The organism is Ideonella margarita, from assembly GCF_038066635.1.
Lineage (GTDB): Bacteria > Pseudomonadota > Gammaproteobacteria > Burkholderiales > Burkholderiaceae_C > Ideonella > Ideonella margarita.
Window position 1 is genome coordinate 204,659 of sequence record NZ_JBBUTI010000006.1, and the last position, 23,857, is coordinate 228,515.

General features: G+C 65.3%; 24 protein-coding genes. 17 read left to right on the forward strand and 7 right to left on the reverse strand.

Translation table 11 applies throughout. The features are described from left to right. The first annotated feature begins 78 nt into the window (after window positions 1-78). Both AACH00_RS10235 and AACH00_RS10240 read left to right on the forward strand, forming a co-directional pair. Complete coding sequence (locus AACH00_RS10235; RefSeq protein ID WP_341399023.1) at window positions 79-300, forward strand: hypothetical protein; 222 nt, start codon at window positions 79-81, stop codon at window positions 298-300. 30 nt (window positions 301-330) lie between these two features. Continuing rightward, on the forward strand, window positions 331-1,809 hold the full coding sequence (locus AACH00_RS10240) for a GGDEF domain-containing protein (RefSeq protein WP_341399024.1): 1,479 nt from the start codon (window positions 331-333) through the stop codon (window positions 1,807-1,809). Here AACH00_RS10240 and AACH00_RS10245 read toward each other — a convergent pair. Further along, complete coding sequence (locus AACH00_RS10245) at window positions 1,731-2,441, reverse strand: lysoplasmalogenase (protein ID WP_341399025.1); 711 nt, start codon at window positions 2,439-2,441, stop codon at window positions 1,731-1,733. The two genes, AACH00_RS10240 and AACH00_RS10245, sit on opposite strands and share 79 nt — an antisense overlap. Before the next feature lie 168 nt (window positions 2,442-2,609). On the opposite strand from AACH00_RS10245, the gene AACH00_RS10250 reads away from it, so the two are divergent. Together AACH00_RS10250 and AACH00_RS10255 are read left to right on the forward strand one after the other, a co-directional pair. Then, window positions 2,610-3,695: a DnaJ C-terminal domain-containing protein gene (locus AACH00_RS10250; protein ID WP_341399026.1), complete on the forward strand. Its 1,086-nt coding sequence runs from the start codon at window positions 2,610-2,612 to the stop codon at window positions 3,693-3,695. Window positions 3,696-3,793: 98 nt separating this feature from the next. Next, window positions 3,794-4,474 (forward strand): diguanylate cyclase domain-containing protein, encoded by a 681-nt coding sequence (locus tag AACH00_RS10255; protein WP_341399027.1) that lies wholly within the window; start codon window positions 3,794-3,796, stop codon window positions 4,472-4,474. Between the two features lie 150 nt (window positions 4,475-4,624). Here AACH00_RS10255 and AACH00_RS10260 read toward each other — a convergent pair whose 3' ends face one another. Together AACH00_RS10260 and AACH00_RS10265 are read right to left on the reverse strand one after the other, a co-directional pair. Then, on the reverse strand, window positions 4,625-4,933 hold the full coding sequence (locus tag AACH00_RS10260; protein ID WP_341399028.1) for a hypothetical protein: 309 nt from the start codon (window positions 4,931-4,933) through the stop codon (window positions 4,625-4,627). Between the two features lie 167 nt (window positions 4,934-5,100). Continuing rightward, window positions 5,101-6,309, reverse strand: coding sequence for a lipase family alpha/beta hydrolase (locus tag AACH00_RS10265; RefSeq protein ID WP_341399029.1), 1,209 nt, complete (start codon window positions 6,307-6,309; stop codon window positions 5,101-5,103). Between the two features lie 166 nt (window positions 6,310-6,475). Here AACH00_RS10265 and AACH00_RS10270 point away from each other — a divergent pair, with 166 nt between their 5' ends. The 3 genes from AACH00_RS10270 to AACH00_RS10280 all read left to right on the forward strand — a co-directional run bounded on the left by AACH00_RS10270 (window position 6,476) and on the right by AACH00_RS10280 (window position 8,290). Further along, complete coding sequence (locus AACH00_RS10270; protein ID WP_341399030.1) at window positions 6,476-6,781, forward strand: flagellar basal body protein; 306 nt, start codon at window positions 6,476-6,478, stop codon at window positions 6,779-6,781. Between the two features lie 96 nt (window positions 6,782-6,877). Next, window positions 6,878-7,198, forward strand: a complete 321-nt coding sequence (locus AACH00_RS10275; protein ID WP_341399188.1) for a nucleotide pyrophosphohydrolase — start codon at window positions 6,878-6,880, stop codon at window positions 7,196-7,198. A gap of 144 nt (window positions 7,199-7,342) precedes the next feature. Beyond that, a complete protein-coding gene (locus AACH00_RS10280) occupies window positions 7,343-8,290 on the forward strand; it encodes a DMT family transporter (RefSeq protein WP_341399031.1) in 948 nt (315 codons plus the stop codon). Window positions 8,291-8,299: 9 nt separating this feature from the next. On the opposite strand, the gene AACH00_RS10285 is transcribed toward AACH00_RS10280, so the two are convergent. After that, window positions 8,300-8,707 (reverse strand): DUF6249 domain-containing protein, encoded by a 408-nt coding sequence (locus AACH00_RS10285; RefSeq protein ID WP_341399032.1) that lies wholly within the window; start codon window positions 8,705-8,707, stop codon window positions 8,300-8,302. Window positions 8,708-8,845: 138 nt separating this feature from the next. On the opposite strand from AACH00_RS10285, the gene AACH00_RS10290 reads away from it, so the two are divergent. Both AACH00_RS10290 and AACH00_RS10295 read left to right on the forward strand, forming a co-directional pair. Next, entirely contained in the window at window positions 8,846-9,463 is a 618-nt protein-coding gene (locus AACH00_RS10290) for an RNA polymerase sigma factor (protein WP_341399033.1), read from the forward strand. 32 nt (window positions 9,464-9,495) lie between these two features. After that, a complete protein-coding gene (locus AACH00_RS10295; RefSeq protein ID WP_341399035.1) occupies window positions 9,496-9,933 on the forward strand; it encodes a hypothetical protein in 438 nt (145 codons plus the stop codon). A 5-nt stretch (window positions 9,934-9,938) separates the two neighbouring features. Here AACH00_RS10295 and AACH00_RS10300 read toward each other — a convergent pair whose 3' ends face one another. Beyond that, window positions 9,939-11,291, reverse strand: coding sequence for a radical SAM protein (locus AACH00_RS10300; RefSeq protein ID WP_341399036.1), 1,353 nt, complete (start codon window positions 11,289-11,291; stop codon window positions 9,939-9,941). A 194-nt stretch (window positions 11,292-11,485) separates the two neighbouring features. Here AACH00_RS10300 and AACH00_RS10305 point away from each other — a divergent pair, with 194 nt between their 5' ends. After that, window positions 11,486-12,031, forward strand: coding sequence for a hypothetical protein (locus AACH00_RS10305; RefSeq protein WP_341399037.1), 546 nt, complete (start codon window positions 11,486-11,488; stop codon window positions 12,029-12,031). 649 nt (window positions 12,032-12,680) lie between these two features. Here AACH00_RS10305 and AACH00_RS10310 read toward each other — a convergent pair. Continuing rightward, window positions 12,681-13,637, reverse strand: coding sequence for a pseudouridine synthase (locus AACH00_RS10310; protein WP_341399038.1), 957 nt, complete (start codon window positions 13,635-13,637; stop codon window positions 12,681-12,683). Beyond that, window positions 13,634-14,458 (reverse strand): oxygen-dependent tRNA uridine(34) hydroxylase TrhO, encoded by an 825-nt coding sequence (gene trhO / locus AACH00_RS10315; protein WP_341399039.1) that lies wholly within the window; start codon window positions 14,456-14,458, stop codon window positions 13,634-13,636. Before trhO ends, AACH00_RS10310 begins: the two co-directional genes overlap by 4 nt. Window positions 14,459-14,577: 119 nt before the next feature. On the opposite strand from trhO, the gene AACH00_RS10320 reads away from it, so the two are divergent. The 7 genes from AACH00_RS10320 (at window position 14,578) to AACH00_RS10350 (ending at window position 23,835) form a co-directional block, all read left to right on the forward strand. Continuing rightward, window positions 14,578-14,979 carry an AbrB/MazE/SpoVT family DNA-binding domain-containing protein gene (locus tag AACH00_RS10320; RefSeq protein WP_341399040.1) on the forward strand — a complete coding sequence of 134 codons (402 nt, stop codon included), beginning with the start codon at window positions 14,578-14,580 and terminating at the stop codon, window positions 14,977-14,979. After that, window positions 14,976-15,464 carry a PIN domain-containing protein gene (locus tag AACH00_RS10325; protein WP_341399041.1) on the forward strand — a complete coding sequence of 163 codons (489 nt, stop codon included), beginning with the start codon at window positions 14,976-14,978 and terminating at the stop codon, window positions 15,462-15,464. The genes AACH00_RS10320 and AACH00_RS10325 overlap by 4 nt, the downstream gene beginning before the upstream one ends. Window positions 15,465-15,608: 144 nt before the next feature. Then, on the forward strand, window positions 15,609-16,040 hold the full coding sequence (locus AACH00_RS10330) for a MarR family winged helix-turn-helix transcriptional regulator (RefSeq protein ID WP_341399042.1): 432 nt from the start codon (window positions 15,609-15,611) through the stop codon (window positions 16,038-16,040). A 21-nt stretch (window positions 16,041-16,061) separates the two neighbouring features. Next, entirely contained in the window at window positions 16,062-17,318 is a 1,257-nt protein-coding gene (locus AACH00_RS10335) for an efflux RND transporter periplasmic adaptor subunit (RefSeq protein ID WP_341399043.1), read from the forward strand. Next, a complete protein-coding gene (locus AACH00_RS10340) occupies window positions 17,315-20,395 on the forward strand; it encodes an efflux RND transporter permease subunit (RefSeq protein ID WP_341399044.1) in 3,081 nt (1,026 codons plus the stop codon). The genes AACH00_RS10335 and AACH00_RS10340 overlap by 4 nt, the downstream gene beginning before the upstream one ends. Before the next feature lie 23 nt (window positions 20,396-20,418). Continuing rightward, the gene (locus AACH00_RS10345) at window positions 20,419-21,726 is read left to right on the forward strand and encodes a class I SAM-dependent methyltransferase (RefSeq protein WP_341399045.1); all 1,308 of its coding nucleotides are present in this window, start codon (window positions 20,419-20,421) and stop codon (window positions 21,724-21,726) included. An 87-nt stretch (window positions 21,727-21,813) separates the two neighbouring features. Continuing rightward, window positions 21,814-23,835, forward strand: a complete 2,022-nt coding sequence (locus AACH00_RS10350) for a M13 family metallopeptidase (protein ID WP_341399046.1) — start codon at window positions 21,814-21,816, stop codon at window positions 23,833-23,835. Window positions 23,836-23,857: the final 22 nt, after the last annotated feature.

A 23,857-nucleotide genomic window follows, 5' to 3' on the forward strand; every position in this document is an offset into this window, starting at 1 on the left:
CCATTGTGCGCGAGGCTGTCATCGCTGCCGGGCTCGATGGCGTTAGGGAGGTGTCTTCCACACCCGAGGCATGCTGCCATGACCGCCTATCCACGCGCCACCCGGCTGCTGTCGCTCGCCACCACCCTGTTGCTGGGCGCAGCGCTCAGCGGCTGCATCGTGGTCACGCCGCGCGGCTATCACCACGGCTGGCGGCCCGGCGTGGTGGTGGAAGCTCCGCCGGTGATCTACCCCGGCGGCGGCCCCCGCGGTGACTGGGATCACGGTCGCGGCGATGACCGCTGGGGTGGTCGCCGCTGACCCTGCGCGCCACACCGGCAGAATGGGGGGATGCCGTTGGTTTTGCCCCTTGCTGTTTTGTTGATCCAGGCCCTGTTGATGGGCCTGATGCCGGCCGACATTCCGACCATCGCCTACCTGGCCATGGTGATCGTGCCGGTACTGTCCGGCGTGTGCGTGCTGCTGCGCGCATACCGTGAAGCCAAGCACGCGCGCAGCGGCTGGTTGCTGCTGGCCTTCGCCATCTTCATCTGGACCGGCGGTGCCGCCGCCAACCTCTGGCACGAATGGGTGCTGGGCCGCCAGAACGACATGTACCGGGAGGCCATGCTGGCGTTCCATCTGTCGGCGGTGCCGCTGCTGCTGCTGATCGCCACGCCCTGGCGTGCAGGCTGGTCTGAGCCCATCCGCTGGGTCGACGCAGGGCTGTCGCTCGCGCTGGGTGTCAGCTACTTCCTGCTGACCTGGCAAAGCCTGACCGCCCGCGGCGCCCCGGATGAAGCCAGCGTGGCCGTGATGGTGTGGCTGGTGGATGCGCAGAACCTGTTCGTGGCCGCCGGCGCCGTGGTGCGGTGGCGCGCCGCGCAAGAGCGCGCCGAGCGCGACCTCTTCACCGCCGTGGCCACCCACAGCGTGGTCTACATGGTGCTGGCGGGGCTGAACAACCACTGGGTAGCGGCGCAGGGGCCGGAGATCAGCTCGGCCATCACCGTGGCCTTTGCCCTGCTGATGACGCTGGCCCTGCGGCCTGCCGGCCCCATGATGCTGAGCCAGGTGCCCCTGCGCGTGGTGCTGATGGTGCGCAGCCTGAGCCCGGTGATGATTGCCGGCGCGCTGCTGGGCGTGTCGCTGGTGCTTGTGCCCTTCGATTACCCGGCCGGTGTGGTGGGGGTGCTGGTGTCGGTGCTGGGCTATGCCTTGCGCAACACGCTGGCCCAGGCCAGCACGCTGGCGAATGGCGAGCTGCTGCGGCGTGAACATGACGCCCTGCAATCGGTGGCCTTCACCGATGCGCTGACCGGCGTGGCCAACCGCCATTGGCTCGATCGTTCATTGAACGAGGCCTGGCGCCGCGCTCTGCGTGAGCGCCACAGCATGAGCGTGCTGATGATCGACATCGACCACTTCAAGCTGCTGAATGACCGCTACGGCCACACCACCGGTGACCACTGCCTGCGCGAAGTGGCCGAGGCCCTGAGCAGCGCGCTGGTGCGGCCCGGCGACCACCTGGTGCGTTATGGCGGTGAGGAGTTTCTGGCGATTCTGGAAGACGCTGATGCGAACGGCGCCCTGGTGGTGGCCGAGCGCATGCGTCAGGCCGTGGCGGCCCTGCGCCTGGAGCACATGGACAGCGCCAGCGGCCTGCTGAGCGTCAGCATCGGCGTGGCCAGTGCCATGGCGGTGTCCGGGCGCGCGCCCATCACGCTGGTGGAAGCCGCAGACAAGGCCCTCTACGACGCGAAATGCCAGGGCCGCGACCGCGTGATCGTGGCCGCCGGCGCAGGCAGCGCTGACACGAAGCAGGCCTGAGCCACCCAGTAGGTGACCAGCACCCAGAGGCTGTCCATCGGCACCGGCCCGGCGAACTTGTTGATGGCGATCAACGAGTCCGACAGCATGAACAGCAGGCCCCCACAGGCCGCCAGTCGCGCCCCCGACACCTGCGCCGCTTGCGCGGCATCCTGACGCAGCGCCTGCCAGCGGCCCGCTGCCAACGCTGCCATGCAGCTCAGCGCCACCACGTACACCAGCACCGGCGGCTGAAGATCAGCCGGGATGGACGGCCACAGCCAACCGAGCACGGCCGCCGCCGCCACCGCATTGAACGCCAGCGCCGGCCACCACCAGACGCGGTGCCCGCCCCGGGTGAATGCCACGATGTAGGCGAGGTGCGCCAGCATGAACGACCCCAGGCCCGGCAAGAAGCCCGACACCGGCCACATCAGCGCCACATCACCCGCCAGCGAGCACACCAGCGCCCGGCGGATCCACGGCTGCATCGGATGGCCCGCGCCCCTCGGCCAGGCCCAGAGCATCAACAACAACGTGGTGGCCGGCTTGAAAACATAGTTCAGCCAAGGCTGGCCCAGCGCCCACGGCGCCGACACAATGGCCAGAACGCCAGAAATGGCCGCCAGCAGCAACACAGGTGGAAAGTTCATGGTGGGCAGTTTCCCAGCCCGCCGGGGCAGCAGCCATCCGGGGCAACAGCAATGACAAAGGCTGCCATCGCCATCTGTGCCAACCACTTTGCATGACGCTCAACAGCCCGCCGGAGCGGCCGATAAGCGCCATGGCCCGGCATGTGGCCGGAGCGGGAATTCAATCGAGTGGACATCGAGGACGCGTACGTCGAGCTGGGGGTGCAACGCACTGCCAGCGAACAAGAGGTCAAGGCCGCATGGCGCAAGCTGGTGTCCCAGTGGCACCCCGATCGCCATCCGGGCCCGATGGCCGTGGCGCGCATGCAGCGCATCAACCTGGCCTACCAGCTGATCCGCGACCAAGACCCGGCGGAGGATGCCCCTGCGCCCCCACCGCAGGCATCGCCACGGCCACCACCGCAGGCCGAACCCCCAGCGGCACCACCCGCCGGACCACCGCCGCCACCAGGCCCGCCGCCGCGTGCCGTGCGGCGAAGCGTGAAGCTGACACTGGAAGAAGCAGCGCTCGGCTGTACGCGCTTGCTCAGCGGCTTCTTGTCGTCGACCTGCGAGCCCTGTGACGGCCGCGGCGTGCTGCGCCACACCCACGATTGCAGCAACTGCAACGGCACCGGCACGGCACGCGCACCGGGCTGGGTCGGCTTGTTCAGCCTGCCGGGCGAATGCACGGCGTGCAATGGCAGCGGCAAGACACGCGTGCCCTGCGCGGCCTGCCAGGGCACCGGCAAGGCCGCCTCGCTGCCTTGGCGCCTCACCGTGCGCATACCGGCAGGCGCGCGCCAGGGCGACGTGCTGCATGCCGACGGCAGCCAGGCCAGGGCGGGCCACGGTGCGGTGACGCTGGACATGACGATCGATCTGCTGCCGCATCCCTTGTTCAAGCTGGATGACGACGGCCTGCTGCACATCAAGGTGCCCATCGACGGCTTCGGCTGGATGGCGCAACGCGCCGTGGACATCCCGACCCTGGACGGCCTGCGAACCCTGCGGCTGGTGCGCGAACAGCTGCACTACCGCCTTCCGGCAGCCGGCTACCCGTCTCGCAAGCCCGGCTTGCGCGGTGACCTGGCGGTGGAGGTGGAGCCGATCTTTCCGGCACGACTCAGCAGTGAGCAGCAGCGCCTGCTGGATCAGCTGATGGCGGCCTCGGCCGGCAGCGACGAAACCGCGCCCGACCCCCGACTGGCCCAGTGGAAAAAGGACCTGCAGGCCTGGCAACGCAAGCACCAGCAGCAACAACGCAAACGCTGAGGGCGGTTACCGCACAGACGCCCCGTCGCATGAAAATCAGGCTATGGCCCTTGTTGACGCCATTTGGGCCTTTGGACCTACCGATCAGGGGATGCGACATGAACGGGCTTGCCATGACCTCCACTGCCACGGCCGCCGCACTGGCCATTGGCACCGTGACCAACGACGACACTCCCAGTCAACAGGCGCTGTGGCGGGAGATCCAGCGCCTGCGCGCACTGCTGGCCCACCAGGAGCATGCGCTGCTGGCGAGCCGCCTGCGCGAGGAGGCATCGCGCCACTCAGCCTTTCACGACACCTTGACCGGCCTGCCCAACCGCCAGGCCTTTGACCAGCGCTCCACCGATGCGTTGAGCACGCACCAGCATGCCGCTGACGGCTTCGCGCTGATGTACATCGACCTCGACGGCTTCAAGGCCGTGAACGACCGGCATGGCCATGCCGTGGGCGACGAGTTGCTGAAGGTCATCAGCGCACGGCTCAGCCACGCGATGCGCAGCGGCGACGCCGTCAGCCGCCAGGGTGGCGACGAGTTCCTCTGCCTGCTCTGCCACGTGACGATGCAAGCGCATGCCGACGCGATTGCACAGAAGCTGCAGGCGGTGGTGAGTGCGCCCTGCCTGGTGGGCGATCAGCAGGTACAGGTGCGCGCCAGCATCGGCATCGCGTTTTATCCGCAGGATGCCAGCGACATGCCGGGCTTGCTTCGCGTGGCCGACGCCGCGATGTACCGCGCCAAGAAGTACCAGCTTGGGCATGCGTTTTCTGATCTGCAGTGACGCGCCCTTTAAGGCTGCGGCAAATCAGACAGGCTCAATGGGTGAGCCAGAAATGAAAAAGCCGGGCAAGCCCGGCTGATTGGCGGTTTCCCGCTGGTGGGTGGCCCGCACGCTGGCGGGCCGAACCATCAGTACGCGACCACTGCGCGATTACTTGGCGACAGGTGCTGCAGCCGTCACGGGCGCTGCAGCCGGTGCAGCCGTGGTGGCTGCGGCGGCATGGGCCTTGTGCTCATGCTTCTTGGCTTGCTTCGCGGCCATCTTGGCTTCGTGCTTGGCCTGATGCTTGGCTTCGTGCTTGGCCGTTTGCGCGGTGGCAGCAGGCGTGGCAGCCGGTGCAGCGGTGACGGCCGGGGTGGGCGCGGCCACCGGGGCAGGGGTGGCTGCAGCCTGGGCGAACGAGGCAGCGGCAGCAGCGGACAACAGCGAAGCGATGATGAACGATTTGGTCTTGATCATGATTCCAGATTCCAGGTGTGATCGAGATTCGCGGTAGCTCCGACTCTCCTGAGCGGGTCCGGCAATCGCCGGGCTTGAGATGACAACGCCGCCTCGAACACACTGGTTGACGACATTTCTGAAAAAAGTTTCTCAGCGGCCACCAACCCGTTCAACCCGGCACAGGCTCATAGCGTGAGCCACTTCTGGAGATGGCGCTGCACCGCTTCGTTGTCGAGCAGATTCATGTGGCCGCAGCCCTTGGCCACGAAGGTGCGTGAAGCCGGAAACCCCAGTGCTCGGCTGGATTGCCGATGCCGGCCCAGGGCGCTGTCGATCGTCACCAGGCCGTCGCCCAGCCAGGCCGGCGCCAGGCTGCCAGCCACCGCATAGCTGGCCACGCCCGCTGGCAAGGACACGGGGGTGCGCTGATCACGGCCCACATGGCGCTGGGCATGCCGGATGTCTGACGCCAGCAGGTTGCCGTAGCGCAAGTCAGTGATGCCGGCGCTGCGCAAGCCCGCCAGCCGGGTGAACGGCATCAGGTAAGGGCTGAGCGACAGGGCCTGATGCACCCAGCTGCCTGCCTGCTCCAGCGGCGCGCCGTGGTGGGGTGTGCCCAGGCACACCAGCTGGCGCACCTGCGCGGGCCAGGCCATGCCTGCGGCCTGCGCCTGCTGCAGGGCACTGCGCAACACCAGCCCACCCATGCTGTGGCCCAGCAAGGCCACCGATGCCACGGGCACCGGCCAGGCCGCCAGGCAACGCTCAAGGTGCTGCGCCAGCGCCAGGCCATTGGCCGATATGTGCAGCCCGCTGTTGTAGCGCGCATAAACGGGCGACCAGCCGGCTGCTGCCAGCATCTGCCCGTGATCATGGCCCTGGTGCGTCCATTGCAGGTCGTTCATGCACAGGCCGTGCACCAGCACCAGCACATGCGGCGTGGCGGGTACATCGGCGGGGCGGCGGTGCAGGCCCATCGTCAAGGCCAGCGGGTTGTCAGTGGCCGCCAGATGATCACCCAGCACGCCGTTCAGCGCCGCCAGCACGGCCAGGCGGCGCTGCGGGGGCGCCGCACCGTCGGTCGCTGCGACGGCGGTGTCGTCGTCGGGCAGCGCTGCCAGCGTGCGCTGCGCCAGGGCCAAGGCGGCGTCCAGGCCCGTGCCCACCCAGTGGGTGGTGTTGCGGATGCTGCGGTAAACAAAGCCCGTCAGGCCCGTGGTGCGGGTGTCCGCCACCTTGCCGAGCGGCGGCGCCAGGCTCACCACCCGCTGGTGCACGCTTTCCACCATGCCGGTGACGCCCTGGGTGCCTTCCACGGCCAGCCGGACGCTGCCGCGCAAGTCAGACAAGGCCGACAGGGCGGTGGTGACCGGACGTTTGCCTGGTTTTTTCATGCAATATTCCCCCGGCAGACAAGGCTTGCCCGCATCATCGGCATCATGCCTGCGCCGGGCTGGCCGCAATGACATGACAGCGCCACTCACCGCTGATTTCAACTTTTTACATTCATGGACGAGATAAGCGGCTCAACAGCCTGCCAGTTCGGTCGATAGCGGGGGCATGTCTACATCAGCCATCTCCAGCATCCCGTCCACGGGCCTGAGTGCCAACCAGGCACGGCTGAGCGTGGCGGCCCACAACATCGCCAACGCCAGCACCGAAGGCTTCAAGCGCCAGGAGGTGCATCAGGAAGCCCGGCCGGACGGTGGTGTGCGTGCCAGCGTGCGCCAGACCGAGCAGGCCCAGACGGACATCGCGCAAGACGTGGTGGAGCAGAAAGTGGCGCTCTACAACGCCCAAGCCAACGTGCAGGTCATCCGCACCGGTGACCGCATGCTGGGCAGCCTGCTCGACATCAGCGTCTGACCGGGCGAACCCGGCCGCGAAGGCGGGTGAGGTGCTCGCCCACAATGGCCGCACCGAACCATTTCGCTGCGGCTGCCTGCCGTGGCCGCACCGCCCGTGAACACCGCCGCCCTGCAAGCCACACTGCGCCAATTCGCCGCTGACCGCCAGTGGCAGTCCTTTCACACCCCGAAAAACCTGAGCACCGCCTTGATGGTGGAAGCGGCCGAGCTGGCCGAGATCTTCCAGTGGCTGACGCCGGAGCAATCGATGGCCACCCGCAATGACCCGGTGGTGCACGAACAGGTGTGCGACGAAGTGGCGGATGTGCTGCTCTACCTGCTGCAGATCGCCGACCATGCGGGGGTAGACCTGGAGGCCGCGGTGGCAGCCAAGTTGCGCAAGAACGCGGTGAAGCACCCGGTGCCGGGCGGCTGAAGGAAGCTGGCCGGTCTGCCGAGTGATGGCACGCGCGGCAATGCCTGCCTCGATCTTCACCCATGCGACACTGCCCGCCCCCGGGCTGACCGCTGCGTCACAGGCCACTGAAGTGCCACCGGTGTTGTTCTGGAGACCCTGCGCGTGACCCGTTGGCAAGCTGATGCCCTGTTGATTTCCGTGGCCCTGATCTGGGGTTTTGCGTTCGTGCCGCAGGCCTGGGGCATGGAGCACCTCGGCCCGTTTGCCTTCACCGGCCTGCGTTTTGCGCTGGGTGCGCTGGTGGTGGCACCACTGGCGTGGCTTGAATGGCGGCAACCCAAGGTGCACGCGGTGGCCACTGCCGGCGGCTGGGCCGCGATGGCGGGCCTGGGCAGCCTGATCTTTCTGGGCGCGGCCCTGCAGCAGGTGGGCTTGCTCACCACCAGTGCCACCAATGCCGGCTTCCTCACGGCCTTGTATGTGCCGATGGTGCCGGTGCTGGGCTGGCTGTTTTTTGGCCGCAAGCCGCATTGGGTGGTGTGGCCGGCCGCGTTGGCCTGCGTGGTGGGCACCTGGCTGCTGGCAGGTCATCAGGGCAGTGACACTGCCGGTGCCACCATGGCCACCACCTTCGTCGTGGGCGATTTGTGGGTACTGGGCAGCAGCCTGCCCTGGGCACTGCATGTGGCGCTCGTGGGCTGGGTATCGGCCCGCTGGAACGTGGGTTACGTGCTGGCCTTGGTGCAGTTCATCGTCTGCAGCGTGCTGGCCTTGGTGGTGTCGCTGGTGATCGAGCCCTGGTCGTGGGCAGCCATCCAGGGTGCCGGCTGGGCAATTCTGTACACCGGCGCGGTGTCGGTGGGCATTGGCTACACCGGCCAGGTCGTGGCGCAACGCCATACCCATGCCTCGGATGCGGCGCTCATCATGTCGAGCGAAACCGTGTTCGCCGCCCTGTTTGGCGCCCTGCTGATGGGCGACCGCCTCACACCCAGCGGCTGGCTCGGGTGCGGTCTGATCCTGGTGGCCATCGTGGTGTCGCAGTGGCTGCCGCTGCGCCAGGGCGGTAATGGCCACGGTGCATCTGAGGCGGAAGCCTCACATCCCTGAGCGAAACGCTCAGTTGGCGTTCACGGCTGGGCGATTCACCTCGATCAGATAGCTGATCAGGTAGGCCACGCCGATGGCCACCGGAATGCCGGCCCACACCGCCGAGGCGAGGTCTTCGTTGAACACCAGCGCGCCGCCCACGGCCACTCCGACCAGCAGAAACAGCAGGCCGCGGCGCAGGATGGTGGCCGGCCCGCAGATGCGAGAGGCCTTGCGGCCCTGCTCGAACAGCTCTGGCGGCAGCGGTGGCACTTCCAGCCCGCGCTCCAGCATCAGCATGCGTTCCTTGTGCAGCAACTCCAGCATGATGCGTTTCTTGCGGTAGTCCATCATGATGGCCAGCATGGCCATGCTGATACCCATGACCATCGCGATGATCGGGATCATGAAGGGAATGATGTGCTTGAGTTCGGTCATGTCAGCGCTCCTTGTGGCCGTGTTGGCGTCGTGATGCGGTTGATACCCGGCGACCAGCTTGATGGTTTCAGCCCAGGCACAAAAACTTTTTGTGGGGCCGGGTGAAACCTGTTCGACAACGCCGAGGTATCAACCGGCATGCGTGACCGGATCGAGCCCCCTGCCCCCAGTGCTGCAGCCGCCCGCGATGCGGACATCTGCGCCCTGCTGGCCGCCGGCGACTTGACGATGGCGTTCGATCTGCTGATGCGACGCTACGAGCGGCATCTGCACCACCTGTGCCTGGCCCTGCTGCGCCGGCCCGAGCTGGCCAGTGAAGCCACGCAGGACGCCCTGGTGCGCATCTGGCGGGCCCTGCCCGGCTACAACGCCGCGCTGGGCGCCCCGTCGACCTGGATGTACGCCATCACGCGGAACCGCTGCCTGAGCTTGCTGGCCAAGCCTGGCCTGCAAGTTGAATCATTGAGCGATGAGGATGTGGCCTTTCAAGCCGAGCAATTGAGCAGCCCATCGGAAACAGACAACACCGCCGACAGCCAGCAGGTGCTTCAGCAACTGATCGGGAAGCTGCCGGACGCCCAGCAGCAATGCCTGCGCCTGTTCTATTTTGAAGAGCGACAGGTGGCTGAAGTGGCGCTGATGCTCGGGCAGCCGGAGAACACCGTGAAGACACACCTGCACCGCGCCCGCGCCAACCTGAAACAACAACTGCAACAACATGGCCTGGCCGATCCGGCGCTGTGGTTGGGCCACTGAGCCCCTGTTGTTGCACGCACCGAGGCCAGACCATGTCACTGCCACATGACCCCTTTGACCCCGCCCTGGACGCTGCGCTGGACGTGGCCCTGGCTCAGGCGCTGAAAGCACCGCCTGTTTCGCCCACCTTGCAGGCCAGTGTCTGGCAGCGCATTGCCATGGAACAGGCCCAGGAGCTGGCCACCCGAAAAGCCGCTGCCGAAGCCGAATGGCAGATGGCCAGCCAGCAACTGGACGAGCAAAAGGTGCAAATGACCCGCGACACTCTCGCCATGGTGCTGGGTCTGGCCTTCACGGCGGGTACCGTGGTGGCTACCTTGGGTCCGGCCGTGATGGCGAACACCAACTGGATCGATCCCGGTGCCCAGGGCGTGGTGCTGCCCGGCTTGGCCGTGCTGGTGGGCATGACCGCTGGCGCGCTGGTGTGGATCGAGCGCCTGGGTTGGCCGAGGTGGTTGCGCCTGGGGTGAAGCGCTCAATACGGCGAAGGCTGACTCTCCTTGCGCCGAAGGACGATGGATTGCCACAAAGAAGGCGCGCGCGCAGGGGGCGCCTCCGCAGCCACCTGTGGACGTTCACCAGCTGACAGCCATTGCGTGGGGCCGCCCAGCAAGGCTGTCCCGGAAGGGCCGATCACTCGCACCACCACCGAGCGAGGCAAATTGTCTGGCGCGACGGGAACCTTGAATACAAAGCCGCAATGTGGCCCCTGTGCCTGTTCATGAACCCTGGCCACGTCGGTGCGCTGAAAACCAGTGCTCAAGTCAGCCACCACCTGGCCATCCAGCAGCAACTCCATCCGTGTGGCGTATTTGCCGCTGATATCCAGCGCCCAACCTTCCACATTCATGATGTTGCCAACTGTGAAATTGCAGACATCAATCACCCCGAACGATTTGTTGTCGGGCGGGCGGCCGGTCAAACCGTGACTTTCCTTGTCGATGGCCCCCAGCGCCGCTGCAGGTGAGATGGAAGCCGCCTTGGACACCAGTGGAAACTCGTGAATATTGCTGACCGTGAAACGCGTCGATTGCCATTTTGAATTGGTGACGATGAACAGCAGTGAATCCACCCCGATCTCATCCGCAATCGCCTGAGCTTCCAGAATTTCCTCATCCTGGTCATTGTGCTCAAAGAGAATGTATTTCCATTCCAGCACGATGCCCGGTTGGCCGATCGTCTTGCAGTCCCGCATGAACTTCATGACCTGAGCCAGGTTGCCCCCACGACGGTATTTTTCGTAAGTAGCCTGCCGGGTGCCGTCGCAAGACACCACGATGCGATCAGGACGTGTGTTGGCAATGGTGCTTGCAAAGTCAACGTTCCCGGTGGTAGTGACCACTTGCATCGACTCTGGAGAACCGTACTTGACGGCATTGAACAATGCGGTGAAGTTGTCATGCAGCAAGGGCTCACCCTGGCCGATGTATTGAACCTCGCCCACCTGGATGTTGTCGCGCTGGCAAGATTCAATCAGGCGCGTGATCAACTCGGGCCTGAGTGAATTGGTGTCTCTGCCTTTGGCAATCACGCTTTTCCGGATGCAGCATGCACACGACAAACCGCAAGCCAGCGTCGGCTCAATCAACAGATTGACGCGGGTATCCAGGGTGTCATGGGGCTGCGCACCCCGTGAAAACAGATCGCAGATTTCGCAAGTATCCGGCCACGGCATTCTTGAATTGGCGAATGACGAGCGAATGTGCTGGTAAAGCGGACCCTGCAGAATATCTTTCAAGCGCCAGCCGGGCGAATCTGCAATCAGACCAAGATCAATCTTGTAGCCTTTGCTGTCATCGCAGCAAAGATGCCCATCAGCCTTGACCATGACCTGGCGAAGAATTCTGCAATCCATTCGTTTTCTCCCTGCGTCCGATGCCGAGTACTCCGTTCAGGGTTTGCTGCAGCCTGGCGGACCTTTGCGGCCCTGTTTGCCGGGGCATGATGCCCGAGGCGTTTGCTGACACAGCCCCCTAAACCAAGGTATGCCATGCAGCACCGAAGTGATCAGAAAAATGCCGCTTGCAGACTGTCTTCACCACCGCTGTCTGCCCGGTGCGCTGTTTTGGCGTTGAATACGGCATGGACTTGATCTGCTTCCCTCGCCAACGGCTTTCAGGCCGCCTCTGGCGCTCTCTCGGCGCCTTGTGGCTGGTGGCAGGTGCACACAGCGCCCACGCGGCCGATGCCGGCACCGAGGAGTTCTTCCGCCGCAGCTCCAGCTGCGTGGCGGCGCTGAAGGCCGATGTGGCGCCCTTGATCGCCCGGTACAAGGCAGGCGCCACCCAAACCCGGCCCGACATCCTCAAGCTCACCGAGCTGGGCTTCACATTCGCCGGCACGGCCTACCTGCGCGGCTTGCGCAACCCGCAGGCCGACAGCCTGATGCAGGACGCCGAGAAGGCGCAGAAGACCCAGGGCACCGAGCAGCTCAAGGCCTTGTCGCAGGCTTGCCAGAGCGAGGGCCAGGCGCTCTACAGAAAAGCCAACTTCATCGAGCGGGCGCTGGTGAAGAACAAGGCGCAATCGCGCGTGGAACACCTGCTGGGCCCGGAAGACAAGCGCTGATCACGGTGGACAAGGTGTCGTCAAGGCACAAGGTTGTGGATAACTTTTGAGCAACAGGCCGGTTATCCACAAGCCAAACGCCTTGTCCGAGGTTGATATCGAACCGTCCCTGCACAACCAAGGGCTGTCTTCACAGGGTTTGTTCAATTGCAAGCTGTTGATATGAAAGTGAAAAACAGCCTTGTCCACAGATTTGGCCTTGCTCTACTAATACGACTACCCTTTTTCAGAGACTTCTCTTGTTGAATACAGGAAGAAGAAAAAACAAGGGGGCGGGCTTTCAGCGCAGCTTTGGGGAAAACGGGGTGGGCTCCCAAGCCCGAAGTGGCTGGATTGAGCGGAGCCTGGAGGGGCTGTCAAGGCACAAACTTGTGGACAGTCCTGGCACAAGCAGAGGCTTGTCCACCGGCCTCAAGGGGTGCGCTGCAGTTGTTGTTGAACTGGTCCCGCCGTTGCAGGGGTGCGGCCCACATGCTTGTCCTGCTGGCAAGTGCTTGTCAGCGCTTGGAAAAACGGGGATATCCACACAAAAAGGTGCCCTCTACTGCTATGACCTATTCAGATTTCCTTCAATTCCTTCAATCAATACAAGAGAAGAAAAAGCGAAGAAGAAATCTGGGAACGCCTGCAAAAGCGTTCGAAGGAAGCTTCAGAGGAAGTCTGGCCAGCTGAGCGAGCGCAGGCTGTTGAAGCTGCGCGCTTCACCCGTCACCGGGTCATCAAAGCGGATGCTGCGAGCCAGCAACTGCAGAGGGCGGCTGTAGTCCGGCGCGACGCCCACAGGCGGTTCATCCTTCAGCACCGGGTAGATGCCGTCACCCAGCAGGGGCAGGCCCAGCGCATGCATGTGCACGCGCAGCTGGTGCGTGCGGCCCGTGTGCGGGCTGAGCTGGTAGTGGCCGATGGCCTGACCGTCGGAGGCCCCCGTGCCCGGCACGCGGCGCAGCAGATCGATGTGGGTGATGGCATTGACCTCACCCGCCACCTCGGTCACCTGCATGAAGTGGGCATCGCTGGTGGCCAGCCGGCTGGCGCGGGTCAGTGGCCATTGAAGATCGTCACGCACCGGAGCCAGGGCTTCGTAGACTTTGTGCACCACCCGGTCGCGGAAGAGGGCCTGGTAGGCGGCCCGGTCATCCGGCCGGATGCTGAAGATGACCACGCCGGCGGTTTCACGGTCGAGCCGGTGGATAGGCACGAGCGTATCGAGCCCGGTCTGCTTTTGAAGACGCGCCAGCAAGGTTTCGCGCGCATAGCGGCCCTTGGGCGTCATCGGCAGGAAATGCGGCTTGTCGACGACCAGCAACTGCTCATCCCGGAACAGGATCTGGGCGTCGAAGGGAATGTGGGCCTCGGCCGGCAGTTCCCGCCAGTACCAGAGCGTGCTGTGGGGTCTGTAGGGCGCTTCAGGGGGCACGGGCAGGCCCTGGGCGTCCAGCACGTCTCCGCGGGCCATGCGGGCCTGCCAATCGGTCATCGAGACCGCTGGCAGCCGCCAGGCCAGGAACTCCGCCACGGTCAGCCAGGGGCCGGGTGACAAGGCCACGCAGCTGGCGCCCACGCCTTCGCGGGGGGCAGGGCGCCAGGCGGGACGGGGCCGGCTCATTCGTCGGTGGCTGCGTCCAGCCGCAGGGCCCGGGTCAGGCGCCAGGCTTCATCGGGCGATGCGGGGTCATACACCTGCCGGGCGGTGGTGTCAGTTTCCTGCATGCGGGTGTTGATGGCGATGCGGTTGTCGAAGACAAAACACTCGCCCTGCCAATCCAGTTCAGCGTCTGGCAACGACTGGAAGTAATTCAGGATGCCGCCCTGCAGCTGGCGCACGGCCAGGCCTTGCTCCTGCATCCAGGTGCTGGTCTTTTCGCAGCGGATGCCGCCGGTGCAGTACATCGCCACCGTCTTGCCTTGTTCACGCCACTGTGGAGCGCGGGCTTGCACCCACTGCGCAAAGTCGCGGAAGTTGTCGACTTGCGGGTCGATGGCACCTTCAAAACGGCCGAGGCGGTACTCGAAGCTGTTGCGGTTGTCGATGACCACCACGTCATCGCGCTGGATCAGGGTGCGCCAGGCTTGCGGGCTGACATGGGTGTCGTCAGACGCCACGGCTGTCACGCCGTCCACGCCAAAAGCCACGATTTCCGGCTTCACGTGTACCTTCATGCGGGCGAAGGGCGCCGTGTTGCAACTGCTGCGCTTGAAGGCCATGCCGGTGAAGGCACCTGCGAAGGGTGCGTCGTTCAGCAAGGCTTGCTCGAAGGCGGCGATGTGCTCGGCGGTGCCTGCGGCCACGCCACTCAGGCCCTCGGGTGCCACCAGGATGCTGCCCTGTACATGGGCACAAATCTCCCGCAGATGGCGGGCCACCGCCTCCGGATCAGCCAGAGGTGTGAAGCGATAAAACGAGGTGTGAATCAACGCTGACGACATGACGTGATTGTCGCGCGTTGCAGCCGCAATTTTGATGGCTGACGTGGTTGCGAGGAGCCAATCGGAATGCCTTTCAAAGCTAAAGTAATGGCCCCTTACTTTCTGATTGACGGATTTCAATGCTGGCCAAGCTGACTTCGAAGAACCAGTTGACGCTGCCCAAGGTCATCACCGAAGCGGTGGGCCCGGCCGCGTATTTCGAGGTGCAGGTGACCGACGGCCAGATCGTGCTGACCCCCGTGCGCATCCAACGCTCAGATGCCGTGCGCGCCAAACTGAGTGCGCTGGGCCTGGCTGAAACCAGCGCGTTCGACGCCGTGGCCTGGGCCCGCAACGACAAGCCGATCTCGGCCCGCAAGCGCTCAACCACCCCCACTGCTGCAAAGACAGGCAAAGCTGAAAAAACGCGGGAAAAAAAACGGGCAGTGCTTGCCAAAGTGATGAGCGAAGCGCGTGCTGAGCCTGCCAAAAACGGGGAGACCCGCCAAAAGCGTTCAAAACTGGGCAAGGACACGGCATGAGCGGCGCCACCTTGAAAAAAACCGTGCCAACAACGGCGCGCCCCTGGCGGGTGGCCATCGACACGCCGGTGGTGCTCGATGCCTTGATACGAAACCAAGGCCCTGGCGTCTGGTTGCGGCAAAGTTGGCAAGCCGGGCATATCACGCCCCTGCTGTGCACTGCCATGGCACGCGAGTTGGTGCAGGCCCTGGCCTGGCCACACTGGGAACTGGCGCCTGAGGAATGCCAGGATTTGCTGGCTGACTTTTTGCCGCATGTGGAAGTGGTGAACGTGCTGGAGACCACCACCACCCGATCTGGCCGCGCCAGCCGAGACCGTGCGTTGGCAGCGCTGGTTCGAGCCGGTCAGCCTGACGTTGTGCTGCAAAACTTGGCAAATGAGGTTGGAGCACAAGAGTTGACGCGCCCACCCGCCATTCGCCAGCGCGGGCTGAAAACCTGGAGTGTCGAGGACTTGATGGCCGCACTCGCAACACGTGCCTGAAACCCACTTAGACCTGACCACGGGCAGGGTTGGTGTAAACCTCGTCTCAACAGTGTCATGACACTTTGTTAGATTATCAAAGTGTCAGATTTGTCCGCGCCCCCCTTGTCCAGCAGTCCTGCTCCGTCCGAATCAGCTGCTGACATGGCCCATGCCGCTGCGCTGGCTGTGATGGGGGTGGTGCCTGAAGTGATGCGTGAGTTGCGCAGTGCCATGCGCAGCGCCGCACCAGACAGCCTGACCGTGCCGCAATTTCGCGCGCTGATTTTTGCGTGGCGGCAACCGTCGACCACGGTGGGTGACCTGGCGGCGCACCTCGGTGTGACGGTGCCCACGGCCTCGGTCAATGTCACGCGGCTGGCCAAGGCGGGTTGGTTGGTGGTGGCGTCCGACACCGATGACAAGCGCCGTCGGCTCATCTCATTGACACCGGCCGGTCAAACGCTCGTGGAAGCTGCATGGGCCCGCACGGCCCGATCGTTTTCACATCGTCTGGCGAGTTTGCCGGACTCCGCTTTGACGCAATTGCGTGAAGCCATGGAACTCTTGCGGGTGCTGTGTGCTCCTGCTGTATGAACAAAGCTGGATGAAGTTGAAATGAAAAAGAGCACGATCTTGTGGGCCCTGGTGGCCGTGGCGGCTGCGGTTGGTGGCGGTACCTGGTGGCGGGCACGAAGCGCCCAACCAGCGGCAGATGCAGCAGCTGGTACGGCCTCTGCACCCCGGCCGGCTCAGACCGTCACCGTGTTCACCGTGCTGCAGAAGGACGTGCCGGTCACCATCGAAGCCACCGGCACCGTGGTGCCGCTGAACACGGTGGAGTTGCGGCCGCAGGTGTCCACCACCGTGCGCAGCATCGCCATCCGTGAAGGCCAGTTCGTGAGGAAGGGCGACCTGCTGTTCAGCTTCGACGACCGCGCCGACCAGGCCAATGCCGAAAAGGCCCGTGCCACGCTGCTGCGTGACCGCGCCACGCTGGCTGATCTGGAGCGGCAGTGGAAGCGTTCTCAGGAATTGCGCGCGCAGAACTTCATTTCGCAAGGCGCTGCCGACACGGTGCTGGCCCAGGTGGAAGCGCAGCGTGCGCTGGTGGTGGCTGACGAAGCGGCCGTGCGAGCTGCTGATGTGAGCACCAGTTACGGCAGCCTGCGTGCGCCCTTGTCGGGCCGCACCGGCGCGATCGCGGTGAACCCGGGCAGCCTGGTGCAACCCTCGGGTGCGGCGCTGGTGACGATCAGCCAGATGGACCCGATCAATGTGAGCTTCCAGATCCCGGAAGCGCAGCTGGGTGCGCTGCTGCGCGGTGGTGAAGAGGGCAAGGGTGCCAAGGGCGCTGGCGTGACGGTGCTGCTGCCGCCGTCGGGCCCGGGCCGCAATGCCCCGCGCGAAAGCCTGAATGGCACGGTGTCCTTCATCGACAACACGGTGGATGTCGCCAGCGGCACGATCAAGGTCAAGGGCGAGGTGCCCAACCCGAAACAGCTGCTCTGGCCGGGTCAGTACGTGACGGTGAAGATGACGCTGCGCACCTTGAAGGACGCATCCGTGGTGCCGCAGGCCGCGCTCATCATCCGCGGCCAGGAACGCCAGGTGTATGTGGTGAATGCCAAGGGTGAAGCCGAAATGCGCCCGGTGCAGCAGCGCTTCAACGCCGGTGAATTCGTGGCCGTGGAAGGCGTGAGCCCGGGCGAGCAGGTGGTGGTGGACGGCAAGCAGAACCTGCGGCCGGGCACGCCGGTGAAGGTGGCGGCAGCCAAGGCGGGCAAGGGCGCCTCGGGCGCGGCGGGCAGCGCCAGTGGTCCAGGTGAAGCCTCAGCCTCTGCAGCCACCGCTGCTTCCGGAGCCTCGCGATGAGTTTCGCGGAGACCTTCATCCGCCGTCCCGTGATGACGGTGTTGCTGAACCTGGCCGTGGTGGTGGCGGGCGCACTGGCGCTCGACAAGATTCCGGTCGCGGCCTTGCCCAGCTACGACACGCCGGTCATCAACGTGAATGCCAGCTTGCCCGGCGCTTCACCTGAAACCATGGCGAGCTCGGTGGCCCTGCCGCTGGAAAAGCAGTTCTCGACCATCGCCGGCTTGTCGGTGATCAGCTCGTCGAGCTCGCTCGGCAGCACCTCGCTGACGCTGGAATTTGATGGCTCGCGCAACATCGATGCCGCCGCACTCGATGTGCAGGCCGCGCTGTTCCGGGCCCAACGCAGCCTGCCTGCCGAAATGACCTCGCCGCCCAGCTACCGCAAGGTCAATCCAGCCGATGCGCCGGTGCTGCTGGTGGCGCTCACCTCACCGTCCATCTCGCTGACCGAGTTGAACGACTACGCCGAGAACCTGCTGTCGCCCAGCTTGTCGACGATCGAAGGCGTGGCCCAGGTGTCGATCTTTGGTCAGCGCCGTTACGCCGTCCGCATCCAGGTGAATGCCGAGATGCTGGCCGAGCGCAACCTCACGCTCGATGAGCTGCGCACGGCCCTGGCCGGTGCCAACTCGAACACGCCGGTGGGCCTGCTGGAAGGGCCGCGCCAGACGCTGACGGTGAATGCCAACAAGCAGCTGATGTCGGCGCGCGAGTGGGGCCAGGTCATCGTGGCCACCCGCAATGGCGGCCCGGTGCGCCTGCGTGATGTGGCGCTGGTTCAAGACAGCGTCGAGACCGTGAAGAGCCATGCCGAGCTCAATGGTGAGCCGTCGATCACGCTGGCCGTGCAGCGCCAACCCAATGCCAACACCGTGCAGGTGGTGGACAAGGTCAAGGCGATGCTGCCGCGCTTCGAATCACAGCTGCCGGCCTCGGTGAAGATGACGCCGGTGAACGACCGGTCCAGATCAATCCGCGAGGCGCTGCACGATGTGTTCCTGACGCTGGCGCTTACCGTGGCGCTGGTGGTGCTGGTGATCTTCCTGTTCCTGCGGCGCCTGTCGGCCACGGTCATCCCGACCTTGTCGCTGCCGGTGTCGCTGATCGGCGCCGTGTCGCTGCTTTACGCCTTCGGCTACAGCCTCGACAACATCTCGCTGCTGGGCATCACGCTGGCCGTGGGCCTGGTGGTGGACGACGCCATCGTGATGCTTGAGAACATCGTGCGCCATGTGGAAGACGGCATGCAGCCGTTTGCCGCGGCTGTGCGGGGTGCGCGCGAGATGAGCTTCACCATCGTCTCGATCTCGGTGTCGCTGGTGGCGGTGCTGATCCCGATCTTTTTCATGCCCGGCGTGATCGGCCTGCTGTTCCACGAGTTTGCGGTGGTAGTGGGCCTGTCGATCCTGGTGTCGGCGGTGGTGTCACTCACGCTGGTGCCAATGCTGTGCAGCCGCTACCTGAAGCACCATGAAGCACACGAGGAAGGCCCGCTGGGCCGCACCTTCGAGCGCGGCTTCTCGGCGCTGCAGAACGGTTATGCCCGCTCGCTCGACTGGGCCCTGAAACACAGCCGCTGGATGCTGGGTGTGGCGGCCGGCAGCCTGGCCTTGACGCTGTGGTTGTTCACCGTGATGCCCAAGGGCTTTTTCCCCGAGGAAGACCTGGGCCAGATGCAGGTGACCACCGAAGGCGCGGAAGACATTTCCTTCGACGCCAAGATGGCACTGCAGGCGCAGGTCGTGAAGATCTTCCGCGACGATCCATCGGTGGCCACGGTGTCGTCGTTCCTGGGCGGCGGCAGTGGTGGCCGCATGTTCATCAACCTGAAGCCGCGCAGTGAACGCCCGCCGATGAAGGAAGTGGTGGAAGGCCTGCGCAAGAAGCTGCGTGGCGTGGCCGGCATGCAGGTGTTCATGCGGCCGGTGCAGAACCTGCAGCTGGGTGGTCGCCAATCGAAGGCGCGCTACCAGTACACGCTGCAAAGCGTGAGCGCCGATTCGCTGACCGAATGGGGCAGCAAGCTGCAGGAGAAGATGCGCGCCGACCCGCTGTTCCGCGACGTGACCAGTGACGCGCAGAACCGCGGCCTGGAAGCCTCGCTGAGCATCGACCGCGACAAGGCCAACTTGCTCGGCGTGCAGATGTCGGACGTGCGCACCGCGCTGTACAACGCCTTCGGTGAGCGGCAGGTGTCGACCATCTACGGCCCGAGCAACAGCTTCAGCGTCATCATGGAAGCGGCTGATGCCGACCGTCGTTTCGAAGACGCCTTCAACAAGGTCTACCTGCGCAGCAAGGCCGGTGGGCTGGTGCCGCTGTCGGCGTTTGCCACGGTGCAGCGCACGCTGGGGCCCACCTCGGTGAACCACCAGGGGCAGCTGCAGGCGGTCACCCTCAGCTTCAACATCGCGCCCGACGCGGCACTGGGTGATGCCACCAAGCGCATGGGCGAGATCAGCGCCGATCTGCAACTGCCGGCCACCGTCATCGCCAGCTGGGGTGGTGACGCCGCGGTCTTCCAGGATTCGCAGAGTGGCCAGACCATCCTGATCCTGGCGGCGCTGGCGGTCATCTACGTGCTGCTGGGCGTGCTGTACGAGAGCTACATCCACCCGCTGACGATCCTGGCGGGCCTGCCGTCGGCGGCGGTGGGCGCGTTGATCACGCTCTATGCGTTTGGCCAGGACCTGACGCTGATCGCCACCATCGGCATCCTGATGCTGATCGGCATCGTGAAGAAGAACGCGATCATGATGATCGACTTCGCCCTCGATGCGCAGCGCCACCAGGGCATGACACCGGCCGAGGCCATCCGGCAAGCGGCGGTGCTGCGCCTGCGGCCGATCATGATGACCACGCTGGCCGCCATCATGGGTGCACTGCCGATCGCGCTGGGCCTGGGTGCCGGCGCCGAGCTGCGCCAGCCGCTGGGCCTGGCCGTGGTGGGTGGCCTGGTGCTGAGCCAGGCCGTGACGCTCTACATCACGCCGGTCATCTACCTGGCGCTTGACCGATGGGCCGGCAACGGCCCGATCACCACCGAGGTGGTGGAGAGCAACACGCTGGTGTGAGCGCGCCTGAGACAATCCGGGGCATGAGTGATGTCCCGGATGTTTCTTCTGCTGCCCTGAACGACGACCGCACCGCGCTGGTCGACCTGGCCCGGCGCGACCGCTTCCTGCAAAGCCTGCGCGAGGCGATTGCCCAGCAGCACTGCATCAAGCTGGTGCTGGGCAAGCCCCGCCACGGCGGGCACGACTTGGTGCGCGTCACGGCCCGCCCGCTGATGCTGCGCAACGAGGCCTGCCTGAACCTGGTCTGGCGCCACAGCACCAAGGACATCACCAAGAACCCGCCGCTCGCCGAGGGCCTGGCGCAAGTCGATGAATTGCTGGGGGGCACCTTCAGCCACGCCCACCTGTTCACCACCACCGAAGAGCTGCAGCTGATGATCAGCAAGCGCGGCAAGATCGGCCTGGTGCGCAAGGCCGTGACGGCCGCAAGCGCTTCCGCCGCCGGGGCCGATGAAGGTGGCACTGGGGATGTCACCGCCGCTGCCCTGACCGGCCACAACCGCGAAAAGCACCGCCTGCTCAGCCTGGACCTGCCCTTCCTCGAAGACCTGGGCGTGACCGATGCGCAGCACCGCCTGGTGCCCGCCATGTCGCGCAAGTGGAAGCAGATCAACAAGTTCGTCGAGGTGCTCGACCACGCGCTGACCCAGGCGCAGTTTCAGCCGGCCGACGGCACGGTGAACGTGGTGGATTTCGGTGCGGGCAAGGGGTACCTCACCTTCGCCACCTACCAGCACCTGCATGCCGCACGCGGCTGGAACGCCCAGGTGCGTGGGGTCGAGCTGCGTGAAGACATGGTCCACCTGTGCAACGCGGCAGCTGGGCGGCGGGGCCTGAGCGGCCTGCAGTTCATCTGCGGTGATGTGCGCAGCCATGTGCCCGAGCGGCTGGACGTGATGATCGCGCTGCACGCCTGCGACACCGCCACCGACTTCGCCCTGCACACGGCCGTGCGTGCCGGCGCGGCCATCATCCTCAGCTCACCGTGCTGCCACAAGCAGATCCGCCCGCAGATGCAACTGCCGCCGCTGTTGCAGCCGATGCTGCAGCACGGCATCCACCTCGGCCAGCAGGCCGAGATGGTGACCGACAGCCTGCGCGCGCTGCTGCTCGATGCGCATGGCTATGACGCCCAGGTGTTCGAGTTCGTGGCGCTGGAACACACCAGCAAGAACAAGATGATCCTGGCGGCGCGTCGACCAGCGGATGTCCCGGGCGAAGCCGAGCACCGCGCCGCGGTGCTGGCCCAGATCGCCGAGCTCAAGGCCTTCTACGGCATCACCGAGCAGTGCCTGGAAACCATGCTTCGGGCGGACGCCCCGGCGTGATAGCGTGGCACCCATCGGTGCCACTGCGTTTTGTCGGCCACAAGCCGGACCAGTGGTGGTTTGTTCCTCACCCCACAGGATCCTCACGTGTTGAAGTTCACCTCCCTGGCCGCTGCGGCCCTGGTTGCCCTCAGCCTGCATGGCACGGCGCTTTGTGCCTCCCCCACGTTCGACCGCAGCGGTTTTGACACCTCGGTGCGCCCGCAGGACGACCTGTTCCGCGCGGCCAACGGTGGCTGGCTCAAGGCCAACGCCATCCCCGCTGACAAGTCCAGCTACGGCAACTTCGTGATCCTGGCTGACCGCGCCGACGGCCGCGTGCGCGCCATCGTTGACGAGCTCGCCGCCAAGACCCACGCGCCCGGCAGCATCGAGCAGAAGGTCGGCAGCTTCTACAAGTCGTTCATCGACGTTGACACCATCGACAAGGCCGGCACCGCCGCGGTGACGCCCTGGCTGGCCCGCATCGATGCGGTGAAGTCGCCGCGTGATCTGGCCGTGCTGCTGGGTGAATGGCAAGGCCGCGTGGCCGGCCCGATCGCCCTGGATGTGCAGCCGGATGCCAAGCACCCGGACGTGAACCTGGCGCTGACCTGGCAAGCCGGCCTGGGTCTGCCGAACCGCGACTACTACCTGTCGAAGGACGAGCGCAAGGCCAAGGCCCGCGCGGCCTACCAGGCGTATCTGGTCGAGTTGTTCAAGCTGAATGGCGACACCGCTGCGGCGGCGGAAGCCGGTGCCACGGCCGTGATGGCGCTGGAAACTCGCCTGGCGCAGGCGCAGTGGGACGAGGTGAAGAACCGCGACCCGAAGAAGACCTGGAACCCGATGACGCTGAAGGCCCTGGCGGCCTCGGCCCCGGGCTTTGACTGGTCGGCATTTTTTGCTGCGTCGTCCATGTCGAAGATGGCGCGCCTGTCGGTGTCCCAGCCGAGCTACAACAAGGACTTCGCCAAGGCCGTGAATGACGTGCCGCTGACCACCTGGCAGCTCTACCTGAAGGCCCACACGCTGGACAGCGCGGCCCGCGTGCTGCCCAAGGCCTGGCGCGATGCCCGCTTTGCCTTCCGCGGTACGGCGCTGGCCGGCCAGAAGGAGCCGCGTCCGCGTTGGCAGGAAGGCACCGATGCGCTCGACGGCGCCCTCGGCGAAGCCGTGGGCCAGGTCTACGTGGCACGCCACTTCCCGCCGGCCAACAAGGCCCGCATGCAGCAGATGGTGGACAACCTGATGGTGTCGTACGGCGAGTCCATCGACAAGCTGTCGTGGATGAGCGCGGCCACCCGTGCCAAGGCCCGCGAGAAGCTGTCGAAGTACACCGTCAAGATCGGCTATCCGACCCAGTGGCGCGACTACGGCAAGCTCGAGATCCGCGACGCGGACCCGCTGGGCAACCTGATGCGCGCCGGCCGTTTCGAGTTTGAACGCGTGGCGGCCAAGCTGGGCCAGCCGGTGGACCGCACCGAGTGGGGCATGACGCCGCAGACGGTGAATGCGTACTACAACCCGTCGATGAACGAGATCGTGTTCCCGGCGGCCATCCTGGAGCCGCCGTTCTTTGACATGGACGCTGATGACGCGCAGAACTACGGCGCCATCGGTGCCGTGATCGGCCATGAGATCAGCCACGGCTTCGATGACCAGGGCAGCCAGTTCGACGGCGACGGCCGCCTGCTCAACTGGTGGACCCCGGCCGATCGCAAGGCCTTCGCCAAGCTCGGCGCCGCGCTGGTGAAGCAGTACGGTGGCTATGAAGCCCTGCCGGGCCAGAAGGTCAACGGTGAACTCACCCTGGGTGAAAACATCGCCGACCTGTCGGGTCTGGAAATCGCGCACAAGGCCTGGGTGCTGTCGCTGAAGGGCCAGCCGGCCCCGGTGATCGACGGCATCACGGGTGAGCAGCGCTTCTTCTATGGCTTCGCCTACGCCTGGCGCGGCAAGATGCGCGACGAGCTGATGCTGCGCATCCTGACGGCCGACCCGCACTCGCCGGACGAGTTCCGCGCGAACGGCACGGTGGTGAACATCGACAGCTTCCATCAGGCGTTTGGCACCCGCGCGGGTGACCGCATGTTCAAGCCCGCCAAGGACCGCATCAAGATCTGGTGATCTTGCGGCCAGCCTGATCTGC

Bases quoted from the DNA above. Each gene is read 5' to 3' on its own strand.
- AACH00_RS10255 (WP_341399027.1), top strand. From the start codon at position 3,794: ATGAACGGGCTTGCCATGACCTCCACTGCCACGGCCGCCGCACTGGCC.
- AACH00_RS10235 (WP_341399023.1), top strand. From the start codon at position 79: ATGACCGCCTATCCACGCGCCACCCGGCTGCTGTCGCTCGCCACCACC.
- AACH00_RS10300 (WP_341399036.1), bottom strand. From the start codon at position 11,291: ATGGTCAAGGCTGATGGGCATCTTTGCTGCGATGACAGCAAAGGCTAC.
- AACH00_RS10345 (WP_341399045.1), top strand. From the start codon at position 20,419: ATGAGTGATGTCCCGGATGTTTCTTCTGCTGCCCTGAACGACGACCGC.
- AACH00_RS10295 (WP_341399035.1), top strand. From the start codon at position 9,496: ATGTCACTGCCACATGACCCCTTTGACCCCGCCCTGGACGCTGCGCTG.
- AACH00_RS10285 (WP_341399032.1), bottom strand. From the start codon at position 8,707: ATGACCGAACTCAAGCACATCATTCCCTTCATGATCCCGATCATCGCG.
- AACH00_RS10245 (WP_341399025.1), bottom strand. From the start codon at position 2,441: ATGAACTTTCCACCTGTGTTGCTGCTGGCGGCCATTTCTGGCGTTCTG.
- AACH00_RS10265 (WP_341399029.1), bottom strand. From the start codon at position 6,309: ATGAAAAAACCAGGCAAACGTCCGGTCACCACCGCCCTGTCGGCCTTG.
- AACH00_RS10310 (WP_341399038.1), bottom strand. From the start codon at position 13,637: ATGAGCCGGCCCCGTCCCGCCTGGCGCCCTGCCCCCCGCGAAGGCGTG.
- AACH00_RS10330 (WP_341399042.1), top strand. From the start codon at position 15,609: ATGGCCCATGCCGCTGCGCTGGCTGTGATGGGGGTGGTGCCTGAAGTG.
- AACH00_RS10290 (WP_341399033.1), top strand. From the start codon at position 8,846: ATGCGTGACCGGATCGAGCCCCCTGCCCCCAGTGCTGCAGCCGCCCGC.
- AACH00_RS10335 (WP_341399043.1), top strand. From the start codon at position 16,062: ATGAAAAAGAGCACGATCTTGTGGGCCCTGGTGGCCGTGGCGGCTGCG.
- trhO (WP_341399039.1), bottom strand. From the start codon at position 14,458: ATGTCGTCAGCGTTGATTCACACCTCGTTTTATCGCTTCACACCTCTG.
- AACH00_RS10325 (WP_341399041.1), top strand. From the start codon at position 14,976: ATGAGCGGCGCCACCTTGAAAAAAACCGTGCCAACAACGGCGCGCCCC.
- AACH00_RS10240 (WP_341399024.1), top strand. From the start codon at position 331: ATGCCGTTGGTTTTGCCCCTTGCTGTTTTGTTGATCCAGGCCCTGTTG.
- AACH00_RS10320 (WP_341399040.1), top strand. From the start codon at position 14,578: ATGCTGGCCAAGCTGACTTCGAAGAACCAGTTGACGCTGCCCAAGGTC.
- AACH00_RS10260 (WP_341399028.1), bottom strand. From the start codon at position 4,933: ATGATCAAGACCAAATCGTTCATCATCGCTTCGCTGTTGTCCGCTGCT.
- AACH00_RS10270 (WP_341399030.1), top strand. From the start codon at position 6,476: ATGTCTACATCAGCCATCTCCAGCATCCCGTCCACGGGCCTGAGTGCC.
- AACH00_RS10340 (WP_341399044.1), top strand. From the start codon at position 17,315: ATGAGTTTCGCGGAGACCTTCATCCGCCGTCCCGTGATGACGGTGTTG.